The sequence below is a fragment of the Pseudomonas frederiksbergensis genome (genome assembly GCF_003732275.1).
In the GTDB taxonomy this organism is placed as follows: Bacteria; Pseudomonadota; Gammaproteobacteria; order Pseudomonadales; family Pseudomonadaceae; genus Aquipseudomonas; species Aquipseudomonas frederiksbergensis_H.
Genome location: NZ_MOBM01000038.1, coordinates 26,577 through 45,016, shown reverse-complemented (window position 1 = coordinate 45,016; position 18,440 = coordinate 26,577). Strand labels below are relative to the sequence as shown.

The window sequence follows — 18,440 nt, the reverse complement described above, 5'->3', positions numbered from 1 at the left end:
AGATCCAAAGCACACTGATAGCAGTGGAGGCTTTATGAAGAGGTCCATTTCCCCCTGTCTGGCTACGATTGTCTCGGCATTTTGCCTTTGCGCTTCAGCCGAGACCGTAACCCCGCTCAAAGGGCAGTCCCCCGAAATCATTCAGCAGGACATCAGCTCATGCCAGGCTCAAGCCGGGAACACAGCAAGCGCCAGCACAACGCCTGAATCAGGTGGACGTGTCCGTGGTGCCGCTTCTGGCGCAGTAGCAGGTGCGGCGGTTGCCGGAGCGCGTGGTCGTCAGCATGACGAGGTTTATGACAAGGTAGACGACGATGTTAAACAGGAATATCGACAGAACAAGGCCAAGGATGCTGCTGTGGCAGGTGCAGTTGTAGGTGGATCTCGGCAACGTCAGGATCGTCGTCAGGATCGCCGGGCAGAACCGGCGGCAACTGCTTCGGCCTACAACAGTTGCATGCAGCAACGGGGCTACCAGATAACCCCTTGAACCTGAACAACAAAGGTAATTGCATGAAGATCTGTATCGTCTTTGACGGGCGCGACGGTGCAGGGAAGGGCGGAACGATCAAGGCGCTCAAGCCTGCCTGACCACATAGGGGTGCAATGCGCATTCCATTGTTTTACGCGGTGTCAGCTGTATTGTTTTTGAGCGGACCTTACTGCCTGGCGCAGCCACTGGATGCGAGCGCGACCGCAAACGCTGCCGATACAGCGCCCGTCACGGCGGCGGCCAAAGATGCCGTGTTTACCCGGGAACAGCTGGATCAAATGCTGGCTCCCATTGCGCTTTACCCGGACCCACTGCTGGCACAGGTGCTGATGGCCACCACGTATCCCGGGGAAATCGCCGAGGCGGTAACCTGGTCTAAAGCACACCCGGACGCAAAGGGTGATGATGCGGTCAAACAAGTGGCGAGTCAGCCCTGGGATCCGAGCGTGCAGGCGCTGGTCGCTTTCCCGCAGGTGCTGGTAACGCTGGGACAGGATCCCGTCTGGGTACAACGCCTGGGCGATGCCTTCCTGGCACAGCCCGAAGATGTCATGGGGGGCGTGCAACGCTTGTGTCATCAGGCGCAAGCAGCAGGCAACCTGCAGAGCAACCAATATCAGAACGTGACGGTTCAGGCTGTTGCGGCACCAGTACCAGCACCAGCACCGGCAGCTCCGGCTCCAGCCGGCAGCACCTCCACCATCATCATTCAGCCCTCCGATCCGCAGGTGGTGTACGTACCCAGTTATAACCCGACAACAACCTACGGCACCTGGCCCTATCCTGCGTCGCCTCCCGTTTACTATCCACCGCCGCCAGCCTATTACCCCGGTTCGGCATTGATGGCTGGGTTGGCGTTTGGTACCGGTGTGGCTATTGTCGGTGCGTTGTGGGGTGAATGTGACTGGGGCAATAACGACATCGACATCGACGTCGACCGCTACAACAACATCAATACCAACAACCGGATCACCAATAATCAGAACAAGTGGCAGCACAACGCCGCTCATCGCGATGGCGTTCCCTATCGAGACAGCAAGAGCCGCGAACAGTACGGCCGACAACTGGGCGGCGCCAATCAGCGTGAGGCTTATCGAGGGGAGGATGCTCAGCGAGCCCAGGCTCGTGAAAAAGCCCGCGGTTCAATGGACAAGCACGGCATCGAACGACCTGCCACCAGCAACCGCGAAGCCCGTGATCGAGCGCGCGCAGCCCAGTCCGGAACCTCGGTCAGCAATCGGATGCAAGCAGGTACAGACAGACCGAAGTCGTCTGACAGAAGCCAGGGCACTGCCAGAAACACTCGGGAGAGTCAGCAACCCAGGAAACAGACCGCTCAGGTCAATCAGCGCGGGCAGGGCGATTCGCAAGGGCGCCAGGCTGCACAAAAACGGCCGTCCGCCAGTACGAGTAGTGCGGGCAGTGCCCGCAATAATGCATTCGCCGGCGTGCGCTCACCGTCCCAGGCCACCGCACAAGCCAGTCGTGGCCAGGCCAGCCTGGCATCCGCCCAGCGCCCCAGTGCCTCGCGATCAGCCGGCCATCAGGTCAGTCGGCCGTCCAATCCACCAGCGCGTCAAAGGGGAGGCCGTCGTTGAAAAACAATGCTCGATTGAAGGCACCCACCGGCTTGCTCCTTCATGTCTTGGCGCTAGCTGCCGGCTTGGCGTGGTCGTGCATGGTTGCGGCACAGCAGGTGTTTCCAACGCCAGAAATGGCCGCCCAGGCGTTCGTCGAAGCACTGGGTACGGAACACGCCGATCAGGCCCGCCTGACAGAATTGCTGGGTAATGAATGGCGCAGTTTCATCCCGCGCGAAGGCGTGCAGCGCAGTGATGTGGATGCGTTTTTGAAGCAATACGGCGAGCAACACTCCATCGAAAAAAACAGCGATCGCAAGGCGGTCCTGTCGGTTGGCAGTGACCACTGGACACTGCCTATCCCCATGATAAAAGCCGCGAACGGTTGGCGCTTCGACATCGACGCCGGTAGCTCCGAAGTCCGTGCACGTCGAATTGGCCGCAACGAACTCGCCGCGTTGCAATCAGTGCTGACTTATCATGACGTCCAGATGGACTATGCGTCGGTGGATCGTGACGGTGACGGCGCACTCGGCTATGCGCAGAAAATCTTCAGCACTGCCGGCAAGCACGATGGGCTTTATTGGGACGACGACGATAGCGGTCAGATCAGCCCGTTGGGTCCCTTGTTCGGTAAAACCATTGCCGGCGAAGACTGGCATGGTTACTACTTCCGCATCCTTGATGGCCAAGGTCCTTCGGCACCTGGCGGCGCCTACAGCTACCTTATCGGCGACAAGATGAGCCGTGGCTTCGCATTGATCGCCTGGCCGGCGAAATACGATGACACCGGGGTGATGAGTTTCATGATCAGTCATGAAGGACAGGTGTTCGAAAAAGACTTGGGCCCCGGTGGTGACAAGTTGGCGCAGTCGATGAAGCGCTTTGATCCAGATGACAGTTGGAAGGTGGTTACGGAGGGTCAAGAGTAGATCTACCTGCGCCTCCTCAACCTTTTCTACGTGGACGATGCACTGATGATTCGTTTGCTGTTTCGCAGCACTTGATCACCCATGGGGGAGGTGCGTACAGAGGTTAGTTATCTGTGCTGTCGCGGCCCTTTCATATCGATCATCCATTAAAAAAAGAGCCCCTTAGCCCCAGATAACATGATTTTTCACGCGGTCAAGCCTTCCATATAGTCATCGCAAGCCCAATCGGAACACCTTTGTGTTTCATCGATGCGAGATAAATTTATGGATGACAAGATGAAGCCCGACCAAAGCCAGGGTGCTGGTATGGGGACACGAGTGGTTTGGGGCGGGGAGCAAGTTCAGCATCCCTACAACGCTACCCAGACTCCCATCGTCGTCAGCGCCGCCTACGGTTACCATGATATCGATGAATGGTATGACGTGGCGTTGGGTAAAGAACCTGGCTTCATTTACAGCCGCATGAGCAACCCGACTGTCTCTGTCCTGGAACACAAACTCTGCGAGCTTGAAAGCGCAGAATCGGCTGTCGCTTTCAGTACCGGGATGGCTGCAATCAGTGGTGTGTTGCATACCTTCCTGTCCTGTGGTCAACGTGTGGTTTCTACCCGCGACAGCTACGGTGGCACAAACAAGATCTTTGAAGAGTTTCTCCCTCGCATGGGCGTCGAGGTCACGCTTTGCGATACCCTCGACACCGAAGCTATTGAGCATGAGATCGCTAAAGGCTGCAATGTTCTCTATCTGGAAACCCCGACGAACCCAACGCTGAAAGTCCTGGATATTCGACGTCTCGTGGCGGCGGCGAAGCGTGTTGGGGCTTTGGTCATAGCAGACAATACGTTCGCGACGCCTTTGAATCAGAACCCCCTTGCACTCGGGGTTGATGTAGTCGTGCACAGTGCTACCAAGTTTCTATCCGGTCATGGCGATGTGCTTGGCGGTGTGGTCTGCGGCACCGAGCAGTTGATGTCTCAAGTTCGCCATTACCGCGAAATCAATGGGGCCTCGCTGGATCCTTTCTCGGCTTATCTCATCATCCGGGGTATCAAGACTCTGGCTTTGCGTATGCGTCAGCAACAGGCGAGCGCGCAAGTGCTGGCCGAGTATCTATGCACCGAGCCACTGGTGGAGTCTGTGAACTATCCGGGACTCCCTCAACATCGAAGTCATGTCATTGCTCGCTCGCAGATGCGCGGATTCGGCGCAATCATCAGCTTCGTGCTGGTGGGAGGCATGGACACGGTGACTCGTTTGTTACCACTGCTTAAGTATGCACATCGGGCGGGTAACTTAGGCGCGGTGGAAACTATCTACGGGCCGGCACGGACAACCAGCCACGTGGAAAACACCTTGGAGGAACGCGAAGCACTTGGAATTTCCGAGGGCTTGGTCAGGGTCTCCGTGGGTATTGAAGAGACGGCCGATTTGCTGGCTGATCTTAAACAAGCATTCACGTTAGTTCGCAGCAAACAAAATCATGCACATCACCACGCTGATAACACCGAGCGTTTCACTGAGGTGTGAACCTGAACTCGGATAAGACTGCCGGCTTTTAGGGTCGGACAGTTCTTCATGAATAGTAAAAACAATAACAACTAGCGACAATTTAATTGTGCTGCCTAATAGCCAGTGACAAGGAATTTTGTCCGAACATTTCATGAGAATATAGCGATGACCACTCAAGTAAAAAATGATCAGCCCGATCCAGAATCAAACTTCAAGAAAGAAATGCAAACCCGCCATATTGTGATGTTGGCGTTGGGCGGTGTTATCGGCACGGGATTATTCCTTACTTCCGGTTACACCGTTAATCAGGCAGGGCCGCTCGGCGCAGTGATTGCCTACATCATCGGTGCGGTGATGGTGTATCTGGTAATGGTCTGTCTCGGTGAGTTAGCGGTCCAGATGCCGGAAACCGGATCTTTCAGTAGCTACGCAACTCGATACCTGGGCCCAGGCACGGGCTATACCGTGGCGTGGTTGTACTGGCTCACTTGGGCGGTCGCTATTGGCTCTGAGTTTACGGCTGCGGGTATCCTGATGGTTCGGTGGTTCCCTGATACACCGGTCTGGATCTGGAGCGCGCTTTTTGCCATGGCGGTCTTTTTAAGCAACGTTGCATCTGTTCGTTTGTTTGCAGAAACCGAGTTCTGGCTCTCACTCATCAAAGTTTTGACCGTTATTACTTTTATTGTCATTGGTGGTGCGGCTATTTTCGGTCTCTTCCAAGTACAGCACTTGCAGGGTGTCGGGCTCTCAAATTTTACCCGTGAAGGGCTTTTCCCGACGGGTTTCTTACCCATTGCGATGACACTTCTAGCTGTCTCCTTCGCATTTTCCGGGACTGAGCTTATCGGAATTGCCGCCGGTGAAGCGCAGGACCCTCAGACAAGCGTTCCCAAGGCGATCCGCACGACAGTAGTCCGTTTGGCGCTGTTCTTCGTGGGTACGATTTTCGTACTGGCGACGTTGCTGCCCCGCGAGGAGGCGGGAATCATTGAAAGTCCGTTCGTGATGGTGTTTGAGCTGATTGGCATCCCATACTCAGCTGACATTATGAACTTCGTCATTCTCACCGCCTTGATTTCCGCCGCTAACTCGGGGTTGTATGCAGCTTCGCGCATGCTTTGGACGTTGAGTGATCAAGGGCACATGCCCAAGCGCTACGCCAGGCTTTCGCGCCGGGGCACACCGGTTAACGCGATTGTTTTAAGTATGGCGGGTGCTGTGGCATCTCTGCTAAGCAGTGTGCTTGCCCCTGACACGGTTTACTTGGCCCTGGTGTCGATTTCGGGTCTTGCAGTCGTGGTCGTATGGATGAGCATCGCCGCGAGCCAAATCGCCTTCCGACGCCATTTCGTGGCCAATGGCGGACGAGTTGAAGATCTGCATTTCCGGGTGCGCGGCTACCCTTGGGTTCCCATTGGTGCGCTGTTGTGTTGCTTGCTGGCCTGTGTCGGTATTGCTTTTGATCCTGAGCAGAGAGTGGCGCTTTACTTCGGTCTTCCGTTTATCGCGTGGTGCTACTTTGTTTATTGGATCACTCGCAAGAAGCGGGAAGAGCGGTTGGCATTGACAGCGGCTGTCAATCATTCCGCTGGCGCAGCGTGAATAGCTCAGGCAATGATTGAGCAGAGATAATTCCCGATGAGGTTGCGCCGATGAGTCAAAAATCACTACCGCCCCTGAATTGGCTGAGGGCATTCGAAGCATCGGCGCGGTATTTGAACTTCACCCATGCAGCCGAGGAGCTGCACCTGACTCAAGGTGCAGTCAGTCAGCAGATCCGTCAGTTGGAGTGTCATCTCGGTGTGGCGCTATTCAAGCGCCTGCCCCGAGGGCTTGGATTGACGGAAGAAGGGCAGTCGTACCTGCCGGTAGTTCAAGACGCGATCAGTCGTCTTGCAGTGGGTACAAACGAGATTTTTGGCCAGCGCAATCGAAGGCATGTGAAGGTGCGTGGCAGCCTTTCCTTCCTTCACTATTGGTTGGCCCCTCGGCTCGCAGATTTTTGTCGAGAGTATCCGCAAATCGATATCCGATATATCAGCAACATTTGGGTGAAGGAACCGGATGGAGAGGATGACCTGGAGATTCGCTGGGGATGCGGAGAGTGGTCGGGATTGCACGCTCAACGATTAACGTGGGACATCCTCCTGCCCGTTTGCTCGCCACAGCTCATGGCCAGCTCACCGATACGTGAGCCTCGCGATTTGATGAACCATTCTTTGCTACATGTATTGGGATACGAGGAAGGTTGGGGTTACTGGTTGAAGCGGGTGGGTGCAGACGATGTCGATTATTCCCGTGGTCTTCAATTCGACACACTGATTTCCACAATCCGTATGGCGGAACTGGGGCAGGGCGTTGCCTTGGCGCGGTCTTCCGTCGTGGAAGACTTGCTCAAGAGTGGGCACCTGATTGCTCCCTTCAGTCACCGAATTGAAGCCAGCGAGTCCTTTTATCTAGTGCGCGAGCAGGCCGAGGTGCTCTCGCCTGATGCCGCGACTTTTTCTACATGGCTGGTGGCTCAAGCCCACCGCCCTTTGTAATTCGGAGTCATCCATGTATTACGTAAGCACACGCGGCGGTGAAGTGCGGGCGGACTTTCGCAGTGTGGTTCTGTCGGGGCTTGCCGAAGATGGCGGTCTCTATGTCCCGGCAAGTTTGCCTGTCTTCACTGAGGCGCAGATTACCAGTTGGTCGTGGCTGCCATTCGATGAGCTGGTCTGGCGAGTAGTCTCACCCTACGTTGGCTCTTGCATGGACGAAAGCACTTTGCGTGCCTTGCTCAGCGACAGCTATCGGAACTTTAATCATCGCGCTATTACGCCGCTTGAGCAGATTGGCCATAACGAGTGGATACTCCAGCTGTTTCATGGCCCGACCCATTCTTCCAAAGATTTCGCTGCACAACTGCAATCGCGCCTGGTGGAGCATTTCCTGGAGGTCGGTGGCGAGGCGCTGATTGTCGGTGCGACCAATGGTGATACCGGGCTGGCTGCGCTTGAGGCATTCGCTAACTGCCGGGGCACTCGCATGGCGATTATGTATCCGCGCCATGGGGTACCGGCTGAACAACTCTCTGCCCTGCAAGCAGCAGACCCTGAGCGGGTTCAGCTTTTCCCGGTAGACGGTAATTTCGACGACTGCCAAACGTTGGTCTCCCGGCTCCTGCGTGACTGGCCGTTAGAGGGGGTAATACCGGTCTGTTTCAACTCCACCAACTGGGTCGGTGTCCTCGCACAGATCGTTTTTTATTTCCACGCGGCCTTGCAGCTGGGCGGAGGGACACGTCCTGTAGGCTTCAGCGTTCCAGCGGCCAGCTCTGCTGAGATCTACGCCGGCTACCTTGCCCAGAAAATGGGATTACCCATCAATCAGGTGATCATTTCTACGAACAGTAATGATGCACTTCACCAGTTCATACATCGCAATCGCTATTCGACCCGAGTGAGTAACCGTACGTTATCTCCCGCGATGGATTTCTCTCTTTTCTCCAACCTGGAACGGTTCATCTGGGAGCTGTATGGGCACGATGGGGGCTCAGTGAAGGCGCTGATGGAGCATTTTGAGGACTGCGGCGAGTTAAGCATTGGCAACCAGCAGTGGCTCCGGGCCCGAGTGCTGTTCGATTCCTATGCGGTAGACGAATCGCAGGTTCGCGACGAAGTCGTCAAGTTGTTCCGTGAAACCGGGTCTGCAATCGATCCACATACCGCTGTAGGTGTGCTGGCTGGCCGAATTCATCGACGCAGCCTGGGAGCTCCGATGGTGACCTTTGGGCAAATTGCTCCGGCCAAGTCTGCGGCCCTATTGTCCGAATTAGGTGTCTGGCGGGGAGAGGTGCCAACGACTCCCGACATTTCTGCTCAGCCACCATACTTCGCTAAAGGCGATCTGGAGGGTCTGTGCCAAGCCCTCTTGTTGGCGCAGCAGAGGCACGTATGAAGCGCATTCTGGATCCGCTGGATGAGCGCATCCTCGCCGAACTCACAGCGAATGCTCGAATCGCCCATGTTGAGTTGGGCGCCAAGGTCAACTTGTCTCGCAATGCTGTGCGACAGCGCATTGAGCGTCTTGAGCGAGACGGCGCCATTCAGGGTTATACGGTGCGTCTCGGTGATTCCCGACGGCCTTCATCGCTGATCAGTGCCGTGATCTTTGTCTACCGCTACGACCGCATGCGTGGGGAAGAGGTACTTGCCGCGCTGCACTCGCTCCCCGAGGTGGTTCAGTGTGAAGTCTTGAGTGGTGAGTTTGATCTGATGCTTCGAGTCAATGCAGCCTCACCCGAACGCGTCCACCTCGTCTGGAAGGAAATCTCGGCGATGCCTGGGGTGGAAAACACCGTCACCTCATTCGTCCTTTCTGCAGTGTTTTGAGTACCAAAAAACCAGGGGCATTTTTGTCCCTGGTCACATCTCCTTTCTTCATTTGATTTCTGTCCATTGAGCCGTTTTCTGTTCGGGCAGAATGACCAACAAATACAGCACTCTGCCATATTCAACTGCCAAAGCCCGACTCTTACGATGTTCCTGTCGAACAACATTCAAGAGGACTGCTTTCATGACTGAATACAAAATTGCCCTGGTGGGCTTTGGTGGCGTCAACCGCGGCCTGGCTCAACTGATTGCAGATCGCAACGCCGAGTGGAAAGCATCGCTGGGTTTTGGGATCAAAATCGTCGGTGTGACTGATATTTTTCTTGGTTCCATCGTTGCTAAAGAGGGGCTGGATGCAAAGCAGTTGGTCGCTCTGCCTATCGAGAAGGGGGCGTTCGCTCACCTGCCTGGAGGCACCGCTGAGGCGTTAAACGAAGCGGTCATCAAGCATTCCGGTGCTGACATGATTGCTGAAGCCACCTTCACCAACCCTGTCGATGGTGAGCCCGCTACTACCTTCTGCCGCTGGGCTCTGGAAAGCGGCATCCATGTTGTGACCACCAACAAGGGGCCCATTGCATTGCACGGCGCTGAGCTTAAGGATTTGGCCCGTCGTCATGCTGTTGCCTTCGAATACGAAGGTTCGGTCATGAGCGGTACGCCGGTGATTCGTCTGGCAAGACAGGCGCTGGCAGGTGCAGAGGTTCAAGGCTTTGAAGGCATCCTGAACGGGACTTCCAATTACGTGCTGACCCGCATGAAGGACGGCCTGACGTTTAACGACGCAGTTGCTCAGGCTCAACAGCTCGGCTATGCCGAGGCCGACCCGACTGCCGATGTGGAGGGGTTTGACGTCCGCCTCAAGGTGGTGATCCTCGCCAACGAACTGCTCAATGCTCGATTGAACGTCAGCGATGTGGCTTGCTCGGGGATTAGCAGCATCAGTCCAGAAGACATCGCTCAGGCAAGCGCCAACGGTGCCAGTTGGAAGCTGATCGGCTCTGCAAGTCGCGAAGTTGACGGCTCGGTTCGAGCGAGTGTGGAGGCTCGACTGCTGCCGAATTCGCATCCTCTCGCAGGTATTTCCGGTGCCACCAACGCGGTGTCGTTCAACACCGCACTGCTGGGTGCTGTTACGGTATCCGGCCCTGGAGCAGGACGTATCGAGACTGCCTTCGCGCTGCTGTCAGACATCATCGCCATCCATACCACCCACGGCAAGTAACAGGAGAGTCGTCATGAATGTATCCAGCATGGCCAGTATCCAGCTTGTTGATGCCAAACAGATTGATGTGTTCAGTCCATTCGATGGACGCCTGGTGGGAAGCGTGCCTTGCCTCGATGCAACCGCTGTTCCTGGCTTGCTGGAGCGTGCGCGAATTGGCGTGCGTGAGAGTGCGGCAATGCCTCGTCACCTTCGTGCCCGCGTCCTTGAGGAAGCGGCTCGGCGGGTGGAACTTGAGGCTGAAGCGTTTGCCAGACTCATTGTTGCTGAGGCCGGAAAGACGCTGCGACAAGCAGAGAAGGAAGTGAAGCGTTGTGTGAACACGCTGAAGCTATCGGCGCAAGAGGCTCGTCGTAACGCCGGGGAAGTGATCCCGTTTGAGGCGTATGAAGGCTCAGAATCGCGCCAAGGCTGGTTCACTCGCGAACCGTTGGGGCTTATCGTCGCGATCACCCCCTACAACGATCCGCTGAACCTGGTCGCCCATAAACTGGGCCCGGCCATCGCCGGTGGCAATGCTGTGATTCTAAAACCCTCAGAGCTCGCACCGTTGTCGGCTCTCAAGCTGGTTGAGTGTCTGGTGGCGGCGGGGCTGCCTCCGTCCGTGGTGACCCCGGCGACCGGAGGCGTCGATCTGGGTAAAGCACTGGTGGAGCTGCGCGAAGTGCGGATGATCTCTTTCACAGGTGGTTTTGCCACTGGAGAGTCCATTGCTCGTAGTGCAGGCTTGAAGAAGCTGGCCATGGATCTGGGGGGAAATGCACCGGTTCTCGTGCTCGAAGATTGTGATCTTGAACCAACCGTAGAGTCTTGTGTTTCAGGTGCTTTCTGGGCAGCAGGACAGAATTGCATCGGCACGCAGCGCATCCTCGTACACCGTTCAATCTACGAAGATTTCCGCGAACGTTTTGTCAGGCAAACGCGTGCGTTGGTACTTGGCGATCCTGATCAGCGAGCAACGGATGTTGGCCCAATGATTACGGAGCAGGCGGCTCGTCGCACCGAACAGTTGGTGAATGAGGCGCTGGCCGAGGGGGCTCTTCTTCTGTGCGGACACCATCGTCAAGTGGGAAGCTATGCGCCAACTGTACTGGAGCGTGTAAGCCATAACAGTCGGATCTGGCAGCAGGAGGTCTTCGCACCGGTGGTCATCCTGGAGCCTTTTGACCATCTGGATGATGCCGTTGCTCTGGCCAACGCGCCAGAATACAGCTTGCATGCGGGACTCTTCACCCGTGATCTTTCCAAGGCCTTGAAATTGGCACGGCAAATTGAAGCCGGTGGAGTGATGATCAATGATTCTTCCGATTATCGTTTTGATGCCATGCCTTTTGGTGGTTTCAAGTACGGAAGTCTGGGGCGAGAAGGTGTTCGATTTGCCTACGAGGACATGACGCAACCCAAAGTGGTCTGCATCAACGAGATAAGTTGAGCTATCAATGGGAGCGGGCTTGCTCGCGAAAGCGGTGGATCAGGCAACATCAATGTTTGATGTGCCGCAGTCTTCGCGAGCAAACCCGTCCCCATTGCTGTGGCCTAACCCAAGACTGTGAAATCGCTGATGTGCAGCTCCTGGACGCCCACCAGTTGGATTTCGAACTCGGGGGTGGCGTCGACATCGACACTGCCGTAGAGAATGCCATCGGCAAAGCGCAGTTGGCCGGTGGCGTCGGCAGGGTCGAAGGCGTTGCTGCCGATGAAGGTGAAGGCGTCGACAGCGGTGGTCAGCGGGTTGGCGTCCAGGCCGGTGAAATCCAGAAGATCGCCCTCGGTGCTCTTGAAGCCGTTGATCACATCGCGCAAAGCCCCGACGCCCATGTCCGACAGTGCACCAAACGCGTAGGTATCCGCGCCAGTGCCAGCAGTGAGGTTGTCGGTGCCTGCACCGCCGATCAACCGGTCATCGCCCGAACCACCCACCAGCGTATCGTTGCCCGCACCACCGTTCAGAACGTTCGCGGCGCTGTTGCCTGACAGACTGTCGGCGTAGGCGCTTCCCGTCACGTTTTCGAGGAATTTCAAGGTGTCGAGCCCGGAACTCACGGTGTTCTGTTGCGCTGACGTCGAGAGGTTTACGGTAACGCCAGACAGGGCGCGTTCAAAAGACACCGTGTCATTGCCATCGCGCCCGTCCAGCACATTGTTGCCGGCTCCGGCGAACAGCGTGTTGTCCAGCGCGTTGCCCGTGCCATTGGCGGCGCCAGTGCTATCGATATACAGACGCTCGACGTTGTTGCCGAGGGTGTAGGCCGCCAGGCTGCTATGCACGCTGTCGATCCCTCCAGACACCGCATTGCTGTTGATCTCGATCACTGCGTCGTCGGCGTTGTCGACATAGTAGGTGTCGTTGCCATCGCCGCCGCTCATGCTGTCGTCCCCTGCGGCACCATTGAGCACGTTATTGGCGGCATTGCCGGTGATGAAGTTGTGCCGCTCATTGCCGGTGCCGTTGATGTCCGACACGCCGGTGAGCACCAGGTTCTCGAGGTTGGCGCCCAGGGTCCAGCTGACCGAAGCCTGCACCGTATCAATCTGCGAGGTCGAGGTGTTGGTTTCCACCACGCGGTCGAACGCGTTATCGACCACATAGACGTCGTTGCCATTGCCACCGGTCATGGTGTCGGCGCCCAGGTGGCCATCCAGTGTGTCGTTGCCCGAACTGCCCACCAGAGTATCCGCCTGGTCGGTACCGGAAATCATGTTCTGAGCGTTGTCGAAAATATCCTGCACGCTGTTGTTGTCGTTGGGGTTGCCCTGGAAGCCAAGGTCATTGGCAATGTAGTCGGCCAGGCGCTGGCCGACGATCTCCGCCGACTCCTCGTGCAGGTGCCAGACGTCGTCCGGATACGCCAGCGGATCGACTTCGTAGCGCAAGGGGAGGTCGCTGTAGTCCACCGCCAGCTTGACGTCGGCGCGCTCGGCGGCGATGGCTTCCTGGGCGGCGCGGACATAGCCAACCCCCTCGACGATGGAGGCAATCTTTTCTTCCGAATAACCACGGGCACGCGCCGCGTCCTGTTCGTAGTGACCGGTTTCCATCATGTACACGTTGAAGTTGCCGAACTGGGCATGAAGGTAATCAAACACCTTCAGGGTCGCGGCCTTGTAGGCCGCTGCTGCCGCTGCTTTGTCCGTGGCGCGGCCGATCTCCTGGGCGGCTTCCTCGCCCTGGCCCCAAACGATGCCCATGGTGACGTTATCGATGGATTGCAGTTCGGTGAGCTGGTCCCGCAGCAGCGTCACGGCGCGCAACAGCGCAGCCCCGGGTTGGTTGGTGTCGGTGAGCCACCAGCACAACTTGAGTTCCTCGGCGCTGAGAGTCGACAGGCCGGTGACCGTGCTGCCGCCCACCGCGATGTCGATGCCGTTGCCATCGGCATCGGTGAATTGGCTGCGCACGTCATAGGGGGTGTAGCGGTCCAGGTCGTTAACCAGCATCGAGGTGCCGGACTGATTGTCGTCCTCCGTCATGCGCAGCAGGCGCGCATTGGATTGGCCGAGGGTGGGCAGGTAGAGGATGTCCTGCTGGGTGCTTTCGCCGAACACGAAGTCGCTGGCGGTAAGGGTATTGAGGTAGTTGCCGTTGAGGGCGATTTCAAAACGATTGCCATCGGCATCCGCTTCGGCGGACTTGATGTAGGTCTTGTCGCCAGCCGCGTTGAGGGTTATGTACAGCGTGCCATTGCTGCCATCGCCCAAGCCGAGAAAGCCCAGGCCCGAAACATCGATCTTGTCGACGCCCGCGGTGAAGTCATAAATCGTGTCGGTGGCCGTGATACCACCCGTGTCGTAGTCGCGGTAGCTGTCGAGTGCGTTGGTGTAGCGGAAGGTGTCGGCACCGTCGCCGCCGTACAGCGAGTCGCGTCCGGCGCCGCCGTCGACGGTGTCGGCGCCAGTGCCGGCCTTGATCGTGTCGTTGCCACCGAGGCCGAGGATCAGGTCTGCGCCCGCCGTGCCGTTGAGGGTTTCGGCGTTGTTGGTGCCGGTGATGGTGTTGGCGGGCGCATCGGCCACTGCCAGGGCGAAGCTGTCGCTGACCGATGCACCGGTCGGGTCCATGGCCTTGACCAGCACGTTGTAATTGCCGGACGCGGTGCTGGTCGGCGTGCCGGTGAAGGTCAGGTTGGTGGCATTGAAGCTCAGCCACGCGGGCAGGGCGCTGCCATCGGCGAGGGTCACGGTATAGCTGAGGCTGTCATTATCCGGATCGGTGAAGCTAGTGGCCGGCACCGCGTAGCTGAACGGGGTGTTTTCGGTCGCGTTCTGATCCAGCAACGCCGTTGCCACCACCGGCGCATGGTTGACCGTTGGCGATGTGGCGAAGACGAAGTTGGCGCTGGTCAGCTTGTCGAGGTAGTTGCCGTCCAGTGCCACCTCGAAGCGGTTGCCATTGGCGTCGGCGGTCAGGGATTTGATGTAAGTCTTGGTGCCGGCACTGTTGAGCACCACGTACACGGTGTTGTTCTTGCCATCCCCCAAGCCGGTGAAACCCATGGCCGAGAGGTCGATCTTGTCGGCGGTGATATCGAAATCGGTGATGAGGTCGCCAAGGTTGGCGCCGCCGGTGTTGTAGTTGCGGTAACTGTCCAGGCGATTGGAGAACACAAAGATGTCAGCACCAAAGCCACCGGTGAGGGTGTCCATACCGGCACCGCCATCGAGCTTGTCGTCGCCCGCGCCGCCACTGAGGTTGTCGTTACCCGCCAGGCCGAGGAGGGTGTCGGCCGAATCGCTGCCCAACAGCGAGTCGTTGCCGCTGGTGCCGGTGATCACCCGATTAAAGATGAAGTTATTGGCCGTCAGGGTGCTGGTCAGGTTACCCGAGAGGATCAGCTCGAAACGATTGCCACTGGCGTCGGCATCGTAGTCCTTGATGTAGGTGCGGTCGCTGCTGGCGCTGTAGCTGACCTGCAGGGTGCCGCCATGGCCATTGCCCAGGCCGGTGAAACCGAGGCCGGCGAGGTCGATCTTGTCCTGGGTGACGTCGAAGTCGGTGATGGTGTCATCGAAGCTTGCGGTGGCGTTGCGGTAACTGTCGGACTGAGCGGCGAAACGGAACGTATCGGCGCCAGTGCCGCCGGTGAGTTTGTCGATGCCTGCACCACCCACCAGAATGTCGCCACCGGCCCCGCCATTGATGGTGTCGTTGCCGGCACCGCCGTAGAAAATCTCGCTGGCGGCGCTGCCCAGCAGGGTGTCGTTGCCAGCCGTACCTTGCACGGTGATCATCGGCACCGTGTCGCTGACGTAGCTGCCGTCACCATAGACCAGCGTGGCACCCTTGCTGGTATGGCTGATGGTGTTGCCGATAATGGCGTTGCGATCAGTGCCGTCTTCGTTGCGTTCGGCGACGCCGTAGGTCGACAGGTCGCTGCCGATGATGATGTTGCCCTGGATCGTGTTATCGCTGCCGTTGAAGTACATGCCGGACACGCCCAGGGTGTCGTTGTAGGACTGGATGATGATCTCCGGTACGGCGCCACCCAGGGAATTGTTGTTGAGCGTGTTGTCGATGATCTCGACATGGTTACTGCCGTAGATGCGTATCCCGGCGCTGGTGTTGTCGTGGATATTGACGTCGCTGACGATCACCTCGCTGGACAGCTTGATCAGCACCCCTTCGGCGCCGTTGCCGTACACCTCGCCACCGATGATGGTGATGTTGCTGGGGGAGGGGATGTCCTCGCTGCCGCGCTGGATCACGATGCCATTGCCGCCGTTGTCGTAGGCGACGTTATTGGTCATGGTGAAATCGTGGGTGCTGGTGACGATGTTGAAACCGTGGCGGTCGTTGTCGTAGGCGATGTTGTTTTCGAAGGTGCTGTTGCTGAGGAAGTCAGCAACGAAGCCGTCCAGGCCGTTGCCGTGGGACACGCTGTTCTTGATGACCATGTTGACGGTCTGCTCGTGGGGGTCGAAACCGTACCCGGAGCAATTCTTGATCTCGACGCTGTCGAGGGTGACGTTGGAGTCGTAGCCTGCTTCGCCGGGAATGTAGCCGTTGAACCAACCGTCGATCTTGCCCGTGGTGCTGTCACGGTTGCCGTCGATGGTGAGGTTGCTGACGCCGAAGTCGTGGGTTTCCTCGCCATAGGCGGAGCGGATGACCCCCGTGATCTTGGTGTCGGAGCCGTCAGCCACCTTGACGGTGGTTGCGCCCATGCCGTCGCCGTACAGGTAGACGTTGCTCTTGAGCATCAGGCAACCGTCGGAGGGTTCCTCACCTCCCGAAACGATATAAGTTCCGGTCGGCATATACACCTGCCCACCGCCTGCGGCGGCCGCCGCATTGATTGCACTTTGTATCGCCGCCGTGTCGTCAGTGATGCCATCTCCTTTGGCGCCAAAATTTTGTACATTGAAAATCATGAGCTTATCTCCGTATCAGGCGAAAACCTCGGTAGATGCCAATATTCCATCGACAGCTACCGTGTTATGACCCAGCGGAGGGCAAAAGTTGTGACCGCGTATCGGGGAAGTGTCAAAAAACTGGACTAACTGATTAGCGGTTGCGAGGTGTTTTGAGGTGTTTTGAAAAAATAACGTTCTGTTGACGTTTGCTTAGGGGTGTCCGTTGGTCGTGCCAGGGGGGACGAAGGTGCAGGGCGCAGTTCGAATGAAGGCGACTGTTTTTTCTTAAAGGAGATTGGACATGACCAAGCGACAGGAACCGCATCACGGCTTTTCCGACGACCCTCAAAAAGTTAAAGAGGCAGGGCGTAAAAGCGAACAAAACGCCAATGTGGCAACCGACAAGGTGGAGAAAGCTCGAATCGGCGGGCAGCATAGTCATGGGGGAACACGCGGAGAACGATGATATACCTGCTCGACCTGCTGATGCCTATGTCAGCAGGTCGCAGGCCAGCCAGCCGCAAATGCAATGACCATTGCACACTCGAGGGCTGATTGCAGACTCCCTAGAGAGGGATTGTCATACATCGATCTGCAATTCCAGATCGCCGTTGTCCAAATTGCGCGTGTGAGCGACTGTGCCGGTCAGGTGTTCTTTTGATGAAAGAGAAATGGTCAAGGAATGCGCTTTGTATAGGTCATCTGGCACTGGGGATAGCACCTGCACCTGAAAAGCGCCCGGCGTGATGGGCGTAATGACGACATTGCATTCAACGCTTTTCACGATTGGGCCTAGTAGGGTGTCATGCATGTAATTCAAGCGTGCGGTGGTAGCAGTCATGGCGATGTCCTTGATGCGTACAGGGCCTGAGTGTTGGCCCCACCTATGCGCTAGACGGCACGTTCGACATTGAGTTCAACGCTAAAGGCTGACGGTCTATTTCATGGCAAAGGCTTGGCATGCGCGTCTTAGAGTATTCGATTGCGTTAGCCAAAAGTCTCGCCGGTGAGCGACCTCATTCCCGTGTCATGAACGCCCTTGGGAAGTTTGAGACCCGTTAGCCAGAAACCAGGTTAGAGTGTTCATCAATGTCTATTCATAAGGTCCCTCCACTCGATTCGCGTAGTCGCGCCAAGCGGTTCCAGCGAACGAACCGGGCAAAAAAAACCGTATATCAATCGTTATATGAAGAATGAATCGTCCGCTGTTTGTTTCTCTAGATGGGCCCAAGGGAGCCGGCAAAACCACACTGTTGGAGGCCGTTACGAAAGTACTGAGGGCAGACAACAAAAAGGTGATCCGACTTTGCGAGAAAAAAAGCGATCCCTATAGGGGTGAAACAATGACCCTCGTGAACAAACTCGTCAGAAGTCCCACCCGGGATTTGGAGTTGGAGGTTTGTGAGCGCTTTGCTGATAGCCGTACCTGGATTTCCCAGCACGTGCTGGCTAAACAGCCACCAGGCAGCATCATCTTGATCGATCGCTGGTACCCGTCTGATGCCGCGTTTCGCCGGATAATCCCGTTTGCAGAGATTCTACAGTTAAACATTGATCGAAACGTGCGAGTGCCAGACCTGCATGTCGGGGTTGTCACCGCCCCTGATATTTCATGGGCGAGGGCAGCGGCACGACGGCGTGGGCTGAGCAGTACTGTGATCCATAAGCTGGAAGAACATGTCGCTTGTACCAAGGCGTTCGAGCGAGCGATTGCAGATCACGGCTGGGTTTTATGCCGTAATGAAGGAACGATCGAAGACGCAACGATGCAGGTGATTTCTGAGATCTATAGAGTCCTTCGATGCCCCGTAGGCGAAGTTCGCTGCGCCGGCCTTGATGCGGTTGAGATAGCCGTAGATATAGATCGTTAGCAGGATCGAAGGGGTGATTTGTCGCCGCAGCGGTAGCCGGCTGATGCTTTGATCTGGGTGCCCGTCATCGAACCCTAGCCGAAGGTTCCCGGGGTGGGTC

At 57.0% G+C, this 18,440-nt stretch carries 14 protein-coding genes; 12 read left to right on the top strand and 2 right to left on the bottom strand.

Annotation, left to right across the window (positions count from 1 at the left end):
- The first annotated feature begins 34 nt into the window (after positions 1-34).
- The 10 genes from BK662_RS19515 to BK662_RS19465 all read left to right on the top strand — a co-directional run bounded on the left by BK662_RS19515 (position 35) and on the right by BK662_RS19465 (position 11,550).
- Positions 35-490: a YMGG-like glycine zipper-containing protein gene (locus BK662_RS19515; RefSeq protein ID WP_123359405.1), complete on the top strand. Its 456-nt coding sequence runs from the start codon at positions 35-37 to the stop codon at positions 488-490.
- Between the two features lie 116 nt (positions 491-606).
- A complete protein-coding gene (locus BK662_RS19505; RefSeq protein WP_123359404.1) occupies positions 607-2,091 on the top strand; it encodes a DUF3300 domain-containing protein in 1,485 nt (494 codons plus the stop codon).
- A gap of 80 nt (positions 2,092-2,171) precedes the next feature.
- Positions 2,172-3,005 (top strand): DUF2950 domain-containing protein, encoded by an 834-nt coding sequence (locus BK662_RS19500; RefSeq protein WP_123359403.1) that lies wholly within the window; start codon positions 2,172-2,174, stop codon positions 3,003-3,005.
- A gap of 264 nt (positions 3,006-3,269) precedes the next feature.
- Positions 3,270-4,532, top strand: a complete 1,263-nt coding sequence (locus tag BK662_RS19495) for a cystathionine gamma-synthase family protein (protein ID WP_123359402.1) — start codon at positions 3,270-3,272, stop codon at positions 4,530-4,532.
- A 147-nt stretch (positions 4,533-4,679) separates the two neighbouring features.
- Positions 4,680-6,119 (top strand): amino acid permease, encoded by a 1,440-nt coding sequence (locus BK662_RS19490; RefSeq protein ID WP_123359401.1) that lies wholly within the window; start codon positions 4,680-4,682, stop codon positions 6,117-6,119.
- 50 nt (positions 6,120-6,169) lie between these two features.
- Positions 6,170-7,060 (top strand): LysR substrate-binding domain-containing protein, encoded by an 891-nt coding sequence (locus BK662_RS19485; RefSeq protein ID WP_123359400.1) that lies wholly within the window; start codon positions 6,170-6,172, stop codon positions 7,058-7,060.
- A gap of 13 nt (positions 7,061-7,073) precedes the next feature.
- Positions 7,074-8,459, top strand: a complete 1,386-nt coding sequence (gene thrC, locus BK662_RS19480) for a threonine synthase (RefSeq protein WP_123359399.1) — start codon at positions 7,074-7,076, stop codon at positions 8,457-8,459.
- Positions 8,456-8,893 carry an Lrp/AsnC family transcriptional regulator gene (locus BK662_RS19475; RefSeq protein ID WP_123359398.1) on the top strand — a complete coding sequence of 146 codons (438 nt, stop codon included), beginning with the start codon at positions 8,456-8,458 and terminating at the stop codon, positions 8,891-8,893. Before thrC ends, BK662_RS19475 begins: the two co-directional genes overlap by 4 nt.
- Positions 8,894-9,077: 184 nt before the next feature.
- Entirely contained in the window at positions 9,078-10,118 is a 1,041-nt protein-coding gene (locus BK662_RS19470; protein ID WP_123359397.1) for a homoserine dehydrogenase, read from the top strand.
- Positions 10,119-10,131: 13 nt separating this feature from the next.
- Positions 10,132-11,550, top strand: a complete 1,419-nt coding sequence (locus BK662_RS19465) for an aldehyde dehydrogenase family protein (protein WP_123359396.1) — start codon at positions 10,132-10,134, stop codon at positions 11,548-11,550.
- 104 nt (positions 11,551-11,654) lie between these two features.
- Here BK662_RS19465 and BK662_RS35715 read toward each other — a convergent pair whose 3' ends face one another.
- Positions 11,655-16,487, bottom strand: coding sequence for a M10 family metallopeptidase C-terminal domain-containing protein (locus BK662_RS35715; protein WP_123359395.1), 4,833 nt, complete (start codon positions 16,485-16,487; stop codon positions 11,655-11,657).
- Positions 16,488-16,770: 283 nt separating this feature from the next.
- Between BK662_RS35715 and BK662_RS19455 the strand changes: the two genes are divergently transcribed.
- On the top strand, positions 16,771-16,935 hold the full coding sequence (locus BK662_RS19455; protein WP_123359394.1) for a general stress protein: 165 nt from the start codon (positions 16,771-16,773) through the stop codon (positions 16,933-16,935).
- A 114-nt stretch (positions 16,936-17,049) separates the two neighbouring features.
- Here BK662_RS19455 and BK662_RS19450 read toward each other — a convergent pair whose 3' ends face one another.
- Complete coding sequence (locus tag BK662_RS19450; protein ID WP_123359393.1) at positions 17,050-17,310, bottom strand: hypothetical protein; 261 nt, start codon at positions 17,308-17,310, stop codon at positions 17,050-17,052.
- Positions 17,311-17,662: 352 nt separating this feature from the next.
- Between BK662_RS19450 and BK662_RS19445 the strand changes: the two genes are divergently transcribed.
- On the top strand, positions 17,663-18,340 hold the full coding sequence (locus BK662_RS19445; protein WP_123359392.1) for a dTMP kinase: 678 nt from the start codon (positions 17,663-17,665) through the stop codon (positions 18,338-18,340).
- The last annotated feature ends 100 nt before the right edge of the window (positions 18,341-18,440 follow it).

Bases quoted from the DNA above. Each gene is read 5' to 3' on its own strand.
- BK662_RS19445 (WP_123359392.1), top strand. From the start codon at position 17,663: ATGAATCGTCCGCTGTTTGTTTCTCTAGATGGGCCCAAGGGAGCCGGC.
- BK662_RS19500 (WP_123359403.1), top strand. From the start codon at position 2,172: ATGGTTGCGGCACAGCAGGTGTTTCCAACGCCAGAAATGGCCGCCCAG.
- BK662_RS19455 (WP_123359394.1), top strand. From the start codon at position 16,771: ATGACCAAGCGACAGGAACCGCATCACGGCTTTTCCGACGACCCTCAA.
- BK662_RS19505 (WP_123359404.1), top strand. From the start codon at position 607: ATGCGCATTCCATTGTTTTACGCGGTGTCAGCTGTATTGTTTTTGAGC.
- BK662_RS19465 (WP_123359396.1), top strand. From the start codon at position 10,132: ATGAATGTATCCAGCATGGCCAGTATCCAGCTTGTTGATGCCAAACAG.
- BK662_RS19485 (WP_123359400.1), top strand. From the start codon at position 6,170: ATGAGTCAAAAATCACTACCGCCCCTGAATTGGCTGAGGGCATTCGAA.
- thrC (WP_123359399.1), top strand. From the start codon at position 7,074: ATGTATTACGTAAGCACACGCGGCGGTGAAGTGCGGGCGGACTTTCGC.
- BK662_RS35715 (WP_123359395.1), bottom strand. From the start codon at position 16,487: ATGATTTTCAATGTACAAAATTTTGGCGCCAAAGGAGATGGCATCACT.
- BK662_RS19490 (WP_123359401.1), top strand. From the start codon at position 4,680: ATGACCACTCAAGTAAAAAATGATCAGCCCGATCCAGAATCAAACTTC.
- BK662_RS19495 (WP_123359402.1), top strand. From the start codon at position 3,270: ATGGATGACAAGATGAAGCCCGACCAAAGCCAGGGTGCTGGTATGGGG.
- BK662_RS19515 (WP_123359405.1), top strand. From the start codon at position 35: ATGAAGAGGTCCATTTCCCCCTGTCTGGCTACGATTGTCTCGGCATTT.
- BK662_RS19450 (WP_123359393.1), bottom strand. From the start codon at position 17,310: ATGACTGCTACCACCGCACGCTTGAATTACATGCATGACACCCTACTA.
- BK662_RS19470 (WP_123359397.1), top strand. From the start codon at position 9,078: ATGACTGAATACAAAATTGCCCTGGTGGGCTTTGGTGGCGTCAACCGC.
- BK662_RS19475 (WP_123359398.1), top strand. From the start codon at position 8,456: ATGAAGCGCATTCTGGATCCGCTGGATGAGCGCATCCTCGCCGAACTC.